Source organism: Acinetobacter sp. F16 (genome assembly GCF_052712855.1).
On the sequence record NZ_JBRATK010000001.1, the window covers coordinates 153,443 to 168,737 of the forward strand.

At 41.0% G+C, this 15,295-nt stretch carries 14 protein-coding genes; 4 read left to right on the forward strand and 10 right to left on the reverse strand.

The window, feature by feature from the left end; all coding sequences use genetic code 11:
• Positions 1-3 precede the first annotated feature (3 nt).
• The 4 genes from cyoB to ppsA form a co-directional block, all read right to left on the reverse strand.
• Positions 4-1,992: a cytochrome o ubiquinol oxidase subunit I gene (gene cyoB, locus ACU0NF_RS00765; protein WP_445659810.1), complete on the reverse strand. Its 1,989-nt coding sequence runs from the start codon at positions 1,990-1,992 to the stop codon at positions 4-6.
• A 3-nt stretch (positions 1,993-1,995) separates the two neighbouring features.
• Positions 1,996-3,069 carry a ubiquinol oxidase subunit II gene (gene cyoA / locus ACU0NF_RS00770; protein WP_445659811.1) on the reverse strand — a complete coding sequence of 358 codons (1,074 nt, stop codon included), beginning with the start codon at positions 3,067-3,069 and terminating at the stop codon, positions 1,996-1,998.
• 315 nt (positions 3,070-3,384) lie between these two features.
• Complete coding sequence (locus ACU0NF_RS00775) at positions 3,385-4,155, reverse strand: RDD family protein (RefSeq protein ID WP_445659812.1); 771 nt, start codon at positions 4,153-4,155, stop codon at positions 3,385-3,387.
• 101 nt (positions 4,156-4,256) lie between these two features.
• The gene (ppsA, locus tag ACU0NF_RS00780) at positions 4,257-6,635 is read right to left on the reverse strand and encodes a phosphoenolpyruvate synthase (protein ID WP_445659813.1); all 2,379 of its coding nucleotides are present in this window, start codon (positions 6,633-6,635) and stop codon (positions 4,257-4,259) included.
• A 153-nt stretch (positions 6,636-6,788) separates the two neighbouring features.
• On the opposite strand from ppsA, the gene ppsR reads away from it, so the two are divergent.
• Both ppsR and ACU0NF_RS00790 read left to right on the forward strand, forming a co-directional pair.
• Complete coding sequence (ppsR, locus tag ACU0NF_RS00785) at positions 6,789-7,625, forward strand: posphoenolpyruvate synthetase regulatory kinase/phosphorylase PpsR (RefSeq protein WP_131316541.1); 837 nt, start codon at positions 6,789-6,791, stop codon at positions 7,623-7,625.
• A gap of 69 nt (positions 7,626-7,694) precedes the next feature.
• Positions 7,695-8,465 carry a hypothetical protein gene (locus tag ACU0NF_RS00790; protein WP_445659814.1) on the forward strand — a complete coding sequence of 257 codons (771 nt, stop codon included), beginning with the start codon at positions 7,695-7,697 and terminating at the stop codon, positions 8,463-8,465.
• Positions 8,466-8,514: 49 nt separating this feature from the next.
• Here the strand turns inward: ACU0NF_RS00790 and ACU0NF_RS00795 are convergent, their stop codons facing one another.
• The 6 genes from ACU0NF_RS00795 to ACU0NF_RS00820 form a co-directional block, all read right to left on the reverse strand.
• On the reverse strand, positions 8,515-9,069 hold the full coding sequence (locus ACU0NF_RS00795; protein ID WP_445659815.1) for a flavoprotein: 555 nt from the start codon (positions 9,067-9,069) through the stop codon (positions 8,515-8,517).
• Positions 9,070-9,428: 359 nt separating this feature from the next.
• Positions 9,429-9,905, reverse strand: a complete 477-nt coding sequence (gene yiaA, locus ACU0NF_RS00800) for an inner membrane protein YiaA (protein WP_445659816.1) — start codon at positions 9,903-9,905, stop codon at positions 9,429-9,431.
• Between the two features lie 178 nt (positions 9,906-10,083).
• Positions 10,084-11,085, reverse strand: a complete 1,002-nt coding sequence (locus ACU0NF_RS00805; RefSeq protein WP_445659817.1) for an LLM class flavin-dependent oxidoreductase — start codon at positions 11,083-11,085, stop codon at positions 10,084-10,086.
• Between the two features lie 172 nt (positions 11,086-11,257).
• On the reverse strand, positions 11,258-11,773 hold the full coding sequence (locus ACU0NF_RS00810; RefSeq protein WP_445659818.1) for a hypothetical protein: 516 nt from the start codon (positions 11,771-11,773) through the stop codon (positions 11,258-11,260).
• A gap of 182 nt (positions 11,774-11,955) precedes the next feature.
• On the reverse strand, positions 11,956-12,393 hold the full coding sequence (locus tag ACU0NF_RS00815; protein WP_445659819.1) for a hypothetical protein: 438 nt from the start codon (positions 12,391-12,393) through the stop codon (positions 11,956-11,958).
• 193 nt (positions 12,394-12,586) lie between these two features.
• Positions 12,587-13,018: a hypothetical protein gene (locus ACU0NF_RS00820; protein WP_131382781.1), complete on the reverse strand. Its 432-nt coding sequence runs from the start codon at positions 13,016-13,018 to the stop codon at positions 12,587-12,589.
• Positions 13,019-13,384: 366 nt separating this feature from the next.
• Between ACU0NF_RS00820 and prfA the strand changes: the two genes are divergently transcribed.
• Together prfA and prmC are read left to right on the forward strand one after the other, a co-directional pair.
• The gene (gene prfA / locus ACU0NF_RS00825; RefSeq protein WP_445659820.1) at positions 13,385-14,473 is read left to right on the forward strand and encodes a peptide chain release factor 1; all 1,089 of its coding nucleotides are present in this window, start codon (positions 13,385-13,387) and stop codon (positions 14,471-14,473) included.
• On the forward strand, positions 14,474-15,292 hold the full coding sequence (gene prmC / locus ACU0NF_RS00830) for a peptide chain release factor N(5)-glutamine methyltransferase (protein ID WP_445659821.1): 819 nt from the start codon (positions 14,474-14,476) through the stop codon (positions 15,290-15,292).
• Positions 15,293-15,295: the final 3 nt, after the last annotated feature.

Below are 15,295 nucleotides of genomic sequence, written 5' to 3' on the forward strand. Positions count from 1 at the left end.
GTCTTAGTCCTTCTTCAAGTGTTTTTCAAGAATCGCATAGCGTTCGTTTTCAATACGCTCAACTTCGGCAGCAGGTACATAGTAATCCACTTTCTTGGTGAAAGAAGACACAATGAAGCTAACGATAGTGGCAATGAACGTAACAACTACTAACCACCAGATATGCCAGATTAACGCGAAGCCCATTACAGTGATGAACATAGCGATAACGAAACCAGCAGCACGGTTGGTTGGCATATGAATGTCTTCATACTTGGTTGGTTTAGCATATGCGATGCCATTTTCTTTGTCAGTCCAGAAAGTATCAATACCATTGATCTTTGGAAGATGAGCAAAGTTATAGAACGGAGCAGGTGAAGAAGTCGCCCATTCTAAAGTACGGCCATCCCAGATGTCGCCAGTGTGATCGATATTGTTGTTGCGTTGTAAGAAGCCAACAATGATTTGCATTAAGAAACATGCAATACCAAGAGCAACCAGAACAGCACCAAATAATGCAATCGATACATACGGATCCCATTCAGGGTTGTCATATGTATTCAAGCGACGAGTCATACCCATGAAACCAAGGATATAAAGTGGCATGAATGCAAAGTAGAAACCGAAGAACCAGAACCAGAAAGCTGCCTTGCCCCAAGTTTCATTGAGTTTCCAGCCAAACATTTTTGGCCAGTAGAAAATGATACCTGCGAACATTGCAAATACTACACCACCAATAATTACGTTATGGAAGTGAGCAATCAAGAATAACGAGTTATGTACCAGGAAGTCCGCTGGTGGAACTGCCATTAATACACCTGTTAAACCACCGATACCAAAAGTCACAAGGAAGCCAAGTGTCCAAAGCATTGGTGTTGTAAAGGTAATGCGACCCTTGTACATGGTGAATAACCAAGAGAAGATTTTCACACCAGTAGGGATGGCAATAATCATGGTCATGATACCGAAGAACGCGTTAACGTTGGCACCAGCACCCATGGTAAAGAAGTGGTGAACCCATACAACGAAAGACAATACTGTGATTGCTACAGTTGCATACACCATTGATTTGTAACCAAACAATGCTTTACGAGAGAACGTTGCTACAACTTCTGAGTAAATACCGAATGCAGGTAATACCAAGATGTAAACTTCTGGGTGACCCCAAGTCCAAATCAAGTTTACATACATCATTGGGCTACCACCCAAGTCGTTTGTAAAGAAGTGGAAACCGAAGTAACGGTCAAGTGACAACATTGCAATCGTAGCAGTCAACACTGGGAAAGCTGCAATGATCAATACTGCTGTACATAAAGATGTCCAGGTAAAGATCGGCATATCCATGAGTGTCATGCCAGGTGCGCGCATTTTAATGATGGTAACGAAGAAGTTAACACCCGTTAAAAGCGTACCCAAGCCTGAAATTTGCAGTGCCCAGATATAGTAATCAACACCTACGCCTGGAGAATATTCAATGCCTGATAGTGGAGGATAAGCCATCCAACCAGTTGCAGCGAATTCGCCTAGTGCAAGAGAAGCCATCATTAGACCCGCAGCACCAGCAAATAACCAGAAACTGAGTGAGTTCAATAATGGGAAGGCAACGTCACGAGCACCAATCTGTAAAGGTACAGAGATGTTCATTAAGCCAACTACAAGACCCATCGCCACGAAGAAGATCATGATTACGCCATGGGCAGTAAAGATCTGATCGTAATGTTCAGGATGTAAATAGCCTTCACCACCACCTCGCGCGAGGAACTGTTGAAGACGCATCATGATCGCATCTGCGAAACCACGAACTAACATGATTACAGATACAAAGATATACATGATACCAATTTTTTTATGGTCTACAGAAGTGAACCATTCAGTCCACAGGTAGTTCCATTTTTTAAAGTAGGTGATCCCTGCAACGACTGCAAGGCCACCTAGGATCATCATCGCAACAGTCACCAATACAATTGGATCGTGTGGAATTGAATCCGGACCTAACTTACCTAATAAGCTCATGTCTTATTCCTCTACAGAAGCTGCAGTCGCATGTTCAACATTTGCATGAGCATCAGAAGCAGCAGCTTCATGATCCGCAGTTGCTGAATGGTCAGCACCGTGGTAGTTGCTCATGTATCTGTTAATCACTGATTCGAACAATTTAGGCTCTACTGAAGAATAATAAGTCACTGGGTGTGGCTTAGTTGGATAAGGCTTCAACGCTTCAGCAGCAGCCTTCTCTTCAGGAGTTTGAGCATTCACAACCATTGCTTCGATTTGGTGCGTAGAACGGTTACCGTCACGTAAAGCAGCAAATTCAGTTTGGTCTAAAACAGCTTTTTGAACTGCGTTAGGATTTACTGAAGTGCCATTACCTGATTTAACTGCCGCTACCCATTCAGCAAACTGTGCATCTGTCACAGAATGAGCACGGAAGCGCATTTGTGAGAAGCCATAACCTGAATAGTTAGAAGAGAAACCGCGGTAGCCTTCGGCTGAGCTAGTTTCGTCTGCCAAGAAGTTCAAGTGAGTCTGCATACCCGCCATTGCATAAATCTGACCAGACAATGCAGGGATAAAGAACGAGTTCATTGTGAAGTTAGAAGTTAAACGAAGACTAACCGGAGTTTTCTCTGGGAAGCGCATTTCGTTAACAGTCGCAATGTTTTGTTCTGGGTAGATGAAGATCCATTTGAATTGTTCAGCAATAACTTGAACAGTTAAAGGTGCTTTATCAGATTCTACCGGACGGTATGGGTCATACTTGTGGGAACCCCACCAAGTTAACCACGCTAGAATACCAATAATAATGACAGGTATACCCCATACTACAATTTCAATTGCAGTTGAGTGTGCCCATGTAGGTTTATAGTCTGCATCTTTATTCGATGCGCGATATTTCCATCCAAACCACAATGCCATAATTGCTGATGGAATTACCACCAAAAGCATTAAATAGATCGCAGTCATCATCAGGTCAGATTGACCTTGAGCAACTGGACCTTTTGAGTTTAGAAGTACCATATCACCGCCACACCCAGTCAAGAGTGCAGCCATCGCAGATAAAGACAATACAGCTAAAATTGTTTGTCTCATTTTACAACCTCGGTGAAGAGTCCCATTCCCTAATTTAATATGGGATAGCGATTAAAGTGTCGCATGATTGGAAATGTTTTTATTTTCGCTTAGAAATTCTAAGCATAGAAAATCCTTCCCAATCATGAGACACCGCTACGTTGTGAGGCATTATGCCTCATATTGTTGAACTAAGCTATATGTAAAGGGGCTTTAAATGACTGTTATAAAAACCGATTTTTTTACTCGGAATTAAACTTTTCATGTAATAATTTTATTTTAATATCAATATTCTGGGGAAAAACAGGGCTATAAATAGCCCTGTTTTTTGTATGATTATTGTTTGATCACTTTAGTTTTTGCAAGCTTATCATGCAAAGTTTGGCGTTTTTCGCCAATCGCAAAAACATGGTCAACAATGGTGACAAATGGCATAAACAGCAAATTCAAAATAATGAAGATGAAACTACGTAAAGTAAATGCACGCATTAAGCTGACTTTCTCACCACTTTCTGCATCTACGATTTTAATTTTAGTCAGTTTCTTGCCAATGCTTTGCCCAGATTTAGCTAATATAAATGCCTGAATTCCCAGCATAATAATGATATATACACACATTGCTTGCCAAGCTTCTGCGGGAATAAGGGTAAATAATTGCTGCTGTAGTTGAACTGCCTGAGTGGAGGTATCGGCAGATTGCATCTTTTGCTGAATCTCGGACAACTGGTTAACCTGTTCGGGTTTCAGAAAAAAAGATGGAATGGCTGCTGCGGGTAACCAGAGCAATAAATCGATAATTTTTGCTAAGATCCGGGTAGTGATTGAAGCGAGTTCATCATTGGGTGCTGCTTTTTTTTCAATATGAATTTTACTGAAGCTGGAATTCTGAACAGGGGTTTGCTCAGGAAAAGCTGCAGGAGCTACATAACCTTCAGGTTGATATACAAGTTTACCTTGGGTTAATTCACCTAAAGCTTTCCATTCGGTCATGCCTTGATGCCAAGCCAAATCTGTGAGCAGAACTTGCTGACTAGTGAGCATCTGGTTCAACTGCTCTAAGGTATATGGACCAGCTTGTTGATTATTACGAGCCAAGTAAATTTGCATAAATATTAAATCTCAAAACGTAAATTAGGTTTGTATGGCAAACCCTTAAATTATAGATGAAAAAAAAGACCCAAATGTGGGTCTTTTTTTAACATAGTTTCTTAAGCTTGTTGAGCTTTTTCTTCAGCAAGGAAGAACCAGGTGTCTAAAACCGAGTCTGGGTTTAGAGATACTGATTCAATGCCTTGTTCCATCAACCATTGAGCAAGATCTGGGTGGTCAGAAGGACCTTGACCACAAATACCGACATATTTACCTGCTTTACGGCATGCTTGAATTGCAAGTGAAAGCAATGCTTTTACTGCTGGATCACGTTCGTCGAACAGATGGGAAACGATACCGGAGTCACGGTCAAGACCAAGCGTTAACTGAGTCAAGTCGTTAGAACCGATAGAGAAGCCATCGAAGTGTTCAAGGAATTGATCAGCCAACAATGCATTGGTTGGCAATTCGCACATCATGATTACTTTAAGACCGTTTTCACCGCGTTTAAGACCATTCAGCCCCAATAACTCGATTACACGTTTCGCTTCAGCAACTGTACGTACGAAAGGAATCATGATCTGAATGTTGGTTAAGCCCATTTCATCACGTGCTTTCTTCAATGCACGGCATTCAAGCTCAAAACAGTCACGGAAGTTGTCAGACACGTAACGGCTAGCGCCACGGAAACCAAGCATTGGATTTTCTTCTTCTGGCTCGTATAACTTACCACCGATCAAGTTCGCATATTCATTTGACTTGAAGTCAGACATACGAACAATCACTGGTTTGTCAGCGAAAGCAGCAGCAAGGGTTGAAATACCTTCAACCAATTTTTCTACATAGAATTCGATTGGAGAAGAGTAGCCCGCAGTACGTGCCATAACAGCTGCACGAGTTTCGCGTGGAAGGCTGTCAATGTTTAACAAGGCTTTAGGATGTACACCAATCATACGGTTGATGATGAATTCTAAACGTGCTAAACCAATACCTTCGTTTGGAATTTGTGCGAAGTCAAATGCACGGTCAGGGTTACCGACATTCATCATGACTTTGAACGGAAGTGCTGGCATAGATTCGATAGAGTTACGTTGAACTTCGAAATCTAAAGAACCTTCGTAGATGAAGCCTGTATCGCCTTCAGCACAAGAAACTGTTACTTCTTGACCATCTACAAGGACTTCAGTTGCATTGCCACAACCCACGATTGCTGGAACGCCAAGCTCACGTGCAATGATTGCCGCGTGACAAGTACGACCACCACGATTGGTTACAATCGCAGCCGCACGTTTCATCACTGGTTCCCAATCCGGGTCAGTCATGTCAGATACAAGAACATCACCGTCTTGTACTTTATCCATTTCTTTAATTGAAGAAACGATACGTACTTTACCAGAACCGATACGTTGACCAATTGAACGGCCTTCACAAATCACAGTACCTTTTTGTTTAAGCAGGTAACGTTCCATTGTGCCGACATTTTCACGGCTTTTTACAGTTTCAGGACGTGCTTGAACGATATAGATTTGATCGTCATCGCCATCTTTCGCCCATTCGATGTCCATTGGAGAACCGTAATGGTTTTCAATGATTAAGGCTTGTTTAGCAAGTTCTTGAAGTTCGTGATCATTTAATGCGAATTGTTGGCGTTCCTGTTTTTCAACGTCTACGACCACAACCGATTTACCTGCAGAAGCTTCTTCGCCATAAATCATTTTTTGGTGTTTAGAACCAAGATTACGACGCAGGATAGAATGTTTGCCAGCGTTTAATAATGGTTTAGACAGGTAGAATTCGTCAGGGTTTACTGCGCCCTGAACAACCATTTCACCCAAACCATAAGATGCAGTAATAAATACTACATCACGGAAACCAGATTCTGTGTCCAATGTAAACATTACACCGGCAGCACCTGTTTCAGAACGTACCATGCGTTGAATACCCGCAGAAAGGGCAACAACTTCATGTTTGAAGTTTTGATGTACGCGGTATGCAATTGCACGGTCATTATATAAAGATGCAAAAACTTCTTTAATCGCAATCAATACATTATCGATTCCGCGAATGTTCAAGAAAGTTTCTTGCTGGCCGGCAAAAGAAGCGTCTGGTAAATCTTCTGCAGTTGCAGATGAACGAACGGCAACCGCGATGTCAGGGTTGCCGTTAGATAATTCAGCGAAAGCGTCGCGAACTTCTTTTTCAAGTTCTGCTGTAAGCGGAGTATCGACTATCCATTGGCGAATTTTGGCGCCAGTTGCGGCAAGAGCATTTACGTCATCAACATTTAACGTTGATAGCTCTGCCTGAATTTTAGCGTTTAGGCCACTTTGCTCGAGAAATTCACGATAAGCAGCAGCTGTGGTTGCAAAACCACCGGGTACTGACACACCAGCATTAGATAAGTGGCTGATCATTTCACCCAGAGATGAGTTTTTCCCACCTACAAGTTCAACGTCGTGTTTCCCTAATTTTTCTAGACCAATTACGCGCGCTTCCAAAGTTGTTACTCCACTTTTGCAGTATTAATCATATCTTGGCATGAAATTATAACAAATCGCGAAGCTTTTTGATTTAACTCGGCGACAGTCATGTAAGATCGGTTTACTATAAAGATTTTACAGTACTTAGACAAATATTTAAGGAGAATTTTAATGTCAGAAGGTAAACAAATTAAGCGCAGTGTGTTTTTTATCTCCGATGGTACGGCAATTACCGCTGAAACCCTTGGACACTCACTGTTAGCGCAGTTTCCTCATGTAGATTTTGACATTCATATTATTCCTTATATTAGCTCTGAAGAGGCTGCAATGACTGTGGTTGCAGAGATTAACCAGCGCGCTGAGCGTGATGGGCAGCAACCACTGGTGTTTGATACCCTTGTAGACCCGTATGTACGCGATATTATTAACACTGCAAATGCAGTAAATCTTGATGTATTTGAAGGTCTTATTGGTAAGTTGTCTGAGGTTTTAGGTACTCCTCCTACAACTTTAGTCGGACAGACCCATGCAGTGACCGATTCAGAGTCATATAAAGCCCGTATTGATGCAGTTCATTTCGCTTTGGACAACGATGATGGGGCACGTACACGCCATTATGACAAGGCTGATTTAATTCTGATTGGCGTATCACGCTCAGGCAAAACCCCAACCTCAATTTATTTGTCATTACAATTTGGCATTCGTGTTGCGAACTATCCGTTAACTGAAGAAGATCTGGACGACAACCGTTTGCCTGCAGTATTGCGTCCACATAAAAATAAACTGTTTGGTTTAATGATTGATGCGGAGCGTCTTGTGGCGATTCGTACTGAACGCAAGGCAAACAGCCGTTATGCAAGTTTCAGTCAATGTCAGATGGAACTTCGTGCAGTTGAAGGGATTTATATTTCTGAAGGCATTAAATATTTGAATGTTTCAGAAATGTCGATTGAAGAAATTTCAACCCGTGTTTTACAAATGACAGGACTTAAACGTCGTATTGGTTAAAGTAAAAGTAGAGTTAAATCAAAAGGTTTAACTCTACTTTTTATAATCGAAAAATAAGAGGACTGTTATATGAATAAAATATTAAAGCTAAAAACAATTGCTCTTTTTTTCGCTATGTTGGGTCTGGTGAATGGTCAGACTTTTGCACAATCTGTGGCTCAATTTGAAAGTAATATCATCAATCAATATTATAAAACCAGTCTGACTGATCGCTATGAAAATGACGGCGTCAATCAGGAAGTTGAATTAAAAGTAGCAGACTTTATTGAAAAAAATCCGCAAAGTTTTAGCTATGCATTTAAAAATATGCTGAGCAAAAATATGATTTTTGTGAACTATAGCCCTGATCGAAAGCTTAAATTTTATACGTTTAATATTTCTGCTGGAGGCTCAATGCGGGAATTTGAGTCTTATGTACAGTTTAAACAGGGCAACAAAGTCATTACCCAGGCATTAAATGATGGGGGATTGATTAAGGCAATCCATCAAACTCAATTAAATAATATGCCTACTTATCTTATTTTCAGAACGCATATTGGCAGTGGTTGTGTGGGGGCTTATAGCATTCAAGCGACTCAAATTAAAAATGCCCAATATAAATCTGTGAATGTCTTTAAGACTAAAACAAAAGCATTGGATCAGATAGATGTCAGCTATGACTGCAATTTTTATCCAAAAAATATCCAACCTTTTGATATGGATCGACACTATATTCGCGTATCTGAGAATCTTAAAAACATTGATATTTTATTGATTAAGCCATCAGGTGAGTTGACACAAAATTATTTGCGCTATCAAAAAGCTAAAAAAAATTATCAATATACCGGTACAGTAAAATAAATCGATCGATAAAAAAGAGGCATATCCGCCTCTTTTTTATGCTTGAAACTTAATAGGTCGTGATAATCACGTCTACCAAGTGTTCAATGCCTTCTATACTTTGTACGGCATGCTCTGTAATTTTAACCACCGGCCATGTAATTAACTTGCAGTTTTCACGCTGTAGGGCTGCATAGTAAGTATCTGACTTAAAAAACACTTTATTTTCACTTGCTGAGTTGGGCATTAACTGCCGTTTTAACCAGTTGTCTTTTAGTTGTGATTCAAGATAGCGAATAGCCAATAATGATTTGACGCGATTGTTAAATAAGCGGCGATTTTTAATAATCAAAGGATGCGAAAGCAGTTTATGAATGCCTTTTTCTGTATGTGGCAAAATAAAATGGGGGGTAATTTGAAATATTTTAACTGATTTAGCATGACTGCAAATTTGATCTAAATGCGTCACTGTCCTTTGATTTGCACCTACAATGGCAACATTTAAACTGGAAAAATCAAAGTGTTTAATATCTTCTGATGAAACAATTTTCCCCTTAAATTTTTGAAAAAAATCGGGTGTATTCTGAAAGAAACCATCCAATGGATCTTTTTTCTTGTTAACCATTTACATATCCTTTCTTATTTTTACTTTGTCGCGATGAGTTCTACAGTTCATTGATATACCCAGATTGGAACTTTTGGTAAAGATTTTTCTGGAATCCGGTCAGTCATCGAAACGCCGGGATTAATTAGAATGTGGATTATTTTTTGCTTATGATTTAGGTTGTTATGCGCTTAGGATAAAATAATTTAATATCAATCGTTGTGATAACTCTGGTTTGATTGTTCTTACAATTCTGGAAAATTCACTGTGACATAGTGATTCTCTTGTGATTGATCTTCATGATTTTTTAATTGGGCTTTCATAAAAAAAGACTTGCCATGAAGGAACAAGTCTTGGTTTTTTAGCATGCTTGTGACAGCTTAAGTTTTTTCCTCATCCTGTTCTACAGCTTGAAATGGTGTGTTGGCGTAATGGGGGATACTTGGTGGCTGGGTATGTGTTCTGAGATAGTCTAAATCACGAATATTTTTCTGTACCGCAACTGCGCCAAATAAACTCAGTAGAAATGCCATGATATAAAATCCTTTTTCACTTAATTCAAGTGAAGCATTCCATAAGCCAATGGCAAGTAAAGCAATACAGATCACGATGGATGCCCAGCAAAGCCCAAAATAAATTGCAGTCACTTGAATGCCTTCGAGCTTATCACGGACAATTTTTTGCAAAGAGACTGCTGCAAATAAGCCATATAAAATCAGGATTAAATAATAGCCTTTTTCATTTAGTAGCATTGACGCGTTAAATAAGCCGATGATATATGCTGCTGCACCCGTGATCAGTGCCACCCAACTTACAGCAATAAATGCAGAGCTAGGTTTATTGATATATTGATTCATTCTATTTTCCATTTTTTGTATTTGGTTGTTTTTTATGCGGCTATTATGTTTAAGCTAAACAAGATCACATATGTTGTCCAATCGAATCGGCATAAAATCGATAAGATGATCAGCTGAATGGGCATTTGAGATAAAAAAATAGCACCTATACAGGTGCTATGGAGAATTTTCAAAACGATCAGGAATTTTTGATATCCATCAATAATTCAAAGTTCTGAATACGTTTATCTGTATCGTAAATGTCACAGGTGAAAATGAACTCATCAACATTGTATTTTTCCAGCAATTTTTCTAAACCGGCTTTAACAGTTTCTGCTGAACCAACTTGTCCCATCGCATAGAAGTTATCGACTGACATTTTTTCTGCAGGTGACCAAATGCCTTCCATTGTTTCAACAGGAGCTTTGAGTTTCAAGCTTTGTCCACGCATTAAGCCCAGTACGCGTTGATAGGCACTGGTTGCCAGATATTCAGCTTCTTCATCAGTCTGAGCAACCACAGTTGGAACACCCATGGAAACATAAGGACGATCCAGATATTCAGAAGGTTCAAAGTTTTCTCTATACAGCTTGATCGCTTGATCGAGCATGCGCGGCGCAAAATGTGAAGCAAAGGAGTAGGGAAGTCCCAATTTAGCTGCCAGTTGCGCGCTGAATAGACTTGAGCCTAAAAGCCAAACCGGAACATGCGTGTTTTGACCTGGAGTGGCCACAATACGTTGATGCGGTGCAGGTTCTTTGAAGTATTGCAGGATTTCCAATACGTCTTGTGGGAACTGGTCTTCAGTTTCCTGACGGCCACGACGTAAGGCGCGCATTGTGACCTGATCTGTTCCAGGGGCTCGGCCAAGCCCCAATTCCACACGATTCGGATAAAGGGTGGCTAAAGTACCAAATTGTTCAGCAACGACCAGTGGTGCATGATTAGGCAGCATGATGCCACCTGAACCGACTTTTAAGGTGTGGGTATTTGCTAAGATATAACCTAGTAATACCGCAGTTGCCGAACTGGCAATGCCGTCCATATTATGATGTTCTGCCAACCATAGACGTTTATAACCTAATTGTTCAGCCTTTTGTGCCACTTCCAAAGCATGATGCAGTGAAAATTGAATGCTTTTATCATCACGGACGGGTGCAAGTTCAAGTATTGAAAATTGGATGTCTTTTAACAAACGCATTGGTTTTCTCAAATATGGAATCTAAGAAAAGCATACGATGACTGATTGAATTTGTATATCGTTTTTTTTCGATATATTGATATTATGAGTATGAATTAAGTAATTGCAGTACCTATATAAAATACATATATAAAAAAAGCACCCGAAGGTGCTTTAAATTAAATCTTTAGAATTAACGACGTTTGTTCCAGCCTACATGACGGCCATTGTCATGGCGGTCATTATAACGATATTTACTGCTACGACGGTCATAGCGATCATTATAGCGACGCTCATCACGATCAGAGTAGTCACGATCGTATCGGTCATCATAACGGCGGTCTTCACTTACTTTTTTACCCAGCAATGCCCCACCTGCAGAACCTAAGCCAGCACCAATATAACCACCGTTGGTACCACCCATGTTTTTACCTACGGTATAACCACCAGCACCACCCAAAGCACCGCCAATCACAGCGCCAGTACGATCACGTTTGTTTGCAGCAACACCAGCACCTGCACCGCCACCAATAGCGGAACCAATCATTGCACCTGTAGTGCCGCCCATTTGTTTACCGACTGCGGCGCCCACGACACCCCCTAAGGCAGAGGTCAAGGCTGTATTTGTTGCATTACCTGCATTGGCTGTAGTCATTGTTAAAGCAGATGTCGCTACTACAGCAGCTAGAATGATTGAATTAAATTTCATGGCAAACTCCTTTTTGAAGCTTTTGTTATCTCTTGTATCAAATGTAATAAAAGATGTAGCAATGAAAATGAATGAGTTGTTCATTATTTGTATTTTTTTTCTGCCAGATTTATTCATAATCAATCATCATGATTAAAAACTAAAAAAGCACCCCAAGGTGCTTTAAAATTGAAACCTGAATCTTAACGGCGGTTGTAGCGACGGTTGTTATAGCTATTATAACGGCGGTCTGTACGGTCATCATAACGGCGATCTTGTGATACTTTTTTACCCAGTACCGAACCACCGGCCGCGCCTAGAGCAGAACCGATATAACCACCGGTCGAACCGCCCACGCTTTTACCTACGGTGTAACCACCAACACCACCTAAACCACCACCGATTGCAGCACCAGTACGGTCACGTTTATTTGCTGAAACAGCAGCACCACCTGCACCACCCAGTGCAGAACCAATCATTGCGCCAGTGTTACCACCCATTTGTTTACCCACTGCTGTACCTACCACACTACCAAGTGCAGAAGTTAAAGCGACATTGGTCGTATTACCTGCATTAGTTGCTGTGGTTGCAATAGCAGAAGTTGCAATGACTGTAGCAAATAAAATTGAATTAAATTTCATGGTGAACTCCAGTTGGAATCTATTTGTTATCTCTTGAGTTAAATGTAATAAAAAATGTGGAAATGAAGATGGATGAGTTGTTAATCGTTTGTAGTTTTTATCTGCCGAATTTATCCATAATTAACAAGTCTTAAAGAGGGTGCAAAAAAAAGCACCCGAAGGTGCTTTTAATGTTCAGCCGAACGGTGATGAATTAACGATGGCTGCGACGGTATTTTTTAGAATGTTTTTTGTAAGAGCGTTGGTCGGCATGGCGATCTTGTGATACTTTTTTCCCCAGTACTGAACCACCGGCAGCGCCTAGAGCAGAACCGATATAACCACCGGTTGTACCGCCCATGTTTTTACCTACAGCATAACCGCCGACACCGCCTAAACCACCACCAATTGCAGCACCGGTACGGTCACGTTTATTTGCTGAAACAGCAGCACCACCAGCACCACCAAGTGCAGAACCGATCATTGCGCCAGTGTTGCCACCCATTTGTTTACCAAGAGCCGTACCTGCCACACTACCTAATGCAGAAGTGGCTGCGATACGAGTTGTACTGTCAGCATGAGCAGAAACAGTAAACATTGATGCAGTTGCTAATGTTGCGCTTAATAATAATGCATTCAATTTCATAGTTAACTCCATGTCCAAAAAAGCGGACGTTGTCAGTCAGTTATTTCGATGGAGCAAATGTAACAAAAAGATTTCCGGGAAATGTGAAGAGGAGCAATCAGAGTTGTGGCGTTTAGTGTCTGCTTTGTAAAGTTATGTTAATAGTGTGGAAAATGCTCATAAAATAAACATTTATAAGAAGAATATGAATGAAACAAGAATGGATTTAGATCCTGTCTTAAAAAAATCCCTTTTTATATGTGGTTGTGTCCCCACAATATCTATGTCATTTAACCCTTAGAATCGTTACACTAGGCACAATTTTTTTGAGCTGATCTATGTCATATAAGGCATGGAGATAGCCTTTGTATTGAGATATTTTGCAAAATGAAAGAATCGTTACGTTTACGATTAGATCAACTTTCTGACCGTCATGAAGAATTAAACGCATTGCTTGCGGATATAGAAGTCATTTCTGACAACAAACGCTTTCGTCAACTTTCGCGTGAACATAATGACTTGACTGAAATTACTGAAGTTTGGAAAAAGTACACCCAAGCTGAAAAAGACATTGAAACTGCTGAAGCCATGTTGTCCGATCCTGACTTTAAGGAAATGGCGCAGGAAGAAATTCAAGAAAACAAAGTGCTGATTTCATCCCTTGAATCAGACTTAAATATCCTGATGATTCCGAAAGATCCGAATGATGCCAACTCTGCCTATCTGGAAATTCGTGCCGGAACAGGCGGTGATGAAGCAGCGATTTTCTCGGGCGACTTGTATCGCATGTATAGCAAGTACGCTGAAACTCAAGGCTGGAAACTCGAAATCCTGTCAGAGAACGAAGGCGAGCATGGCGGTTATAAAGAAGTTATTTGCCTGATTAATGGTGAAGGCGTGTATGGCCGCCTGAAGTTTGAAAGTGGCGCGCACCGTGTACAGCGTGTCCCTGCAACTGAATCTCAAGGTCGTGTTCATACCTCTGCATGTACAGTCGCGATCCTTCCAGAAGTGGATGTTGATACTTCAGTTGAAATCAATTCTTCTGAACTGCGTATTGATACTTATCGTGCATCGGGTGCGGGTGGTCAGCACATTAACAAAACTGACTCTGCAGTGCGTATTACCCATATTCCAACAGGTACAGTGGTTGAGTGTCAGGACGAGCGTTCACAGCATAAGAACAAAGCCAAAGCCATGGCTTTACTGGTTTCACGTCTGGAAAATGCCAAACGTGCCGCTGCCGATGCTGCCACTTCAGAAATGCGCCGTGACTTGGTCGGTTCTGGTGACCGTTCAGAACGTATTCGTACCTATAACTATCCGCAAGGCCGTATGACTGATCACCGTATTAACTTAACCTTATATAAGTTAGATGCCGTGATGGAAGGTGATTTAACAGAATTGCTCGACAGCTTACATCGTGAATATCAGGCAGATCAGCTGGCAATGCTTGCACAACAGAATGGTGGTTAATTGAATATTGCACAGGCTTTGGCCTTACGTGGTGAAGCAGAAAGTTATGAGCGCCAAGAAAATGCTTGGTTGCTCGAACATATCACCAAAATTGATTCTTTTGATTTGGTGATGAAAAAGGATCAGCAACTGACAGCTGAGCAAGAACAAGCCTATATCGATGGTTTAAACCGTATCGAAGATGGCGAACCTTTGGCCTATGTCACAGGTTCACAGCCATTTTGGACGCTAGATTTAAAAGTGACCAAAGATACTTTGGTACCGCGTCCCGATACAGAAGTTCTGGTGGAATCTGTTTTACATTTGGACTTGCCTGAAGATGCGCGTGTCGTTGATTTGGGTACAGGCACCGGTGCAATTGCTTTATCACTTGCCAGTGAACGTCCTGAATGGGAAGTAACTGCAACGGATATTTATGCGCCAACTTTAGAAGTTGCGAAATTTAATGCGGATAAGCATGATTTGAATCATGTGAAATTTTCATGTGGCAGTTGGTTTAAAGCGCTAGAAAAAAACCAGTTCTTTGATGTGATTGTTTCGAATCCGCCTTATATTGACCCTCAGGATAAACACATTAAAGGGTTGGCGGCAGAGCCTAGACGTGCTTTGGTTGCAGGCAATAATGGTCTGGCTGATATTGAATTTATTATTCAAAACGGTAAAAAGTGGCTAACCGCCTACGGCTGGATTGCACTTGAGCATGGCTATGACCAGGCCGGGGTGGTGTATCAACTGTTTAAAAAATATGGTTATAAAGATATTCAAACCATCAAGGATTACGGCGGCAATAACCGTGTAACGATCGGTTGTTCCAAATAACTG

What these genes read in the sequence shown, in the direction of transcription:
- yiaA (WP_445659816.1), bottom strand. Translation starts at nt 9,905, where the DNA reads ATGAATCAATATATCAATAAACCTAGCTCTGCATTTATTGCTGTAAGT.
- ACU0NF_RS00790 (WP_445659814.1), top strand. Translation starts at nt 7,695, where the DNA reads ATGAATAAAATATTAAAGCTAAAAACAATTGCTCTTTTTTTCGCTATG.
- ACU0NF_RS00775 (WP_445659812.1), bottom strand. Translation starts at nt 4,155, where the DNA reads ATGCAAATTTACTTGGCTCGTAATAATCAACAAGCTGGTCCATATACC.
- ACU0NF_RS00805 (WP_445659817.1), bottom strand. Translation starts at nt 11,085, where the DNA reads ATGCGTTTGTTAAAAGACATCCAATTTTCAATACTTGAACTTGCACCC.
- ACU0NF_RS00810 (WP_445659818.1), bottom strand. Translation starts at nt 11,773, where the DNA reads ATGAAATTTAATTCAATCATTCTAGCTGCTGTAGTAGCGACATCTGCT.
- cyoA (WP_445659811.1), bottom strand. Translation starts at nt 3,069, where the DNA reads ATGAGACAAACAATTTTAGCTGTATTGTCTTTATCTGCGATGGCTGCA.
- ppsR (WP_131316541.1), top strand. Translation starts at nt 6,789, where the DNA reads ATGTCAGAAGGTAAACAAATTAAGCGCAGTGTGTTTTTTATCTCCGAT.
- prfA (WP_445659820.1), top strand. Translation starts at nt 13,385, where the DNA reads ATGAAAGAATCGTTACGTTTACGATTAGATCAACTTTCTGACCGTCAT.
- ACU0NF_RS00820 (WP_131382781.1), bottom strand. Translation starts at nt 13,018, where the DNA reads ATGAAATTGAATGCATTATTATTAAGCGCAACATTAGCAACTGCATCA.
- cyoB (WP_445659810.1), bottom strand. Translation starts at nt 1,992, where the DNA reads ATGAGCTTATTAGGTAAGTTAGGTCCGGATTCAATTCCACACGATCCA.
- ACU0NF_RS00815 (WP_445659819.1), bottom strand. Translation starts at nt 12,393, where the DNA reads ATGAAATTTAATTCAATTTTATTTGCTACAGTCATTGCAACTTCTGCT.
- ACU0NF_RS00795 (WP_445659815.1), bottom strand. Translation starts at nt 9,069, where the DNA reads ATGGTTAACAAGAAAAAAGATCCATTGGATGGTTTCTTTCAGAATACA.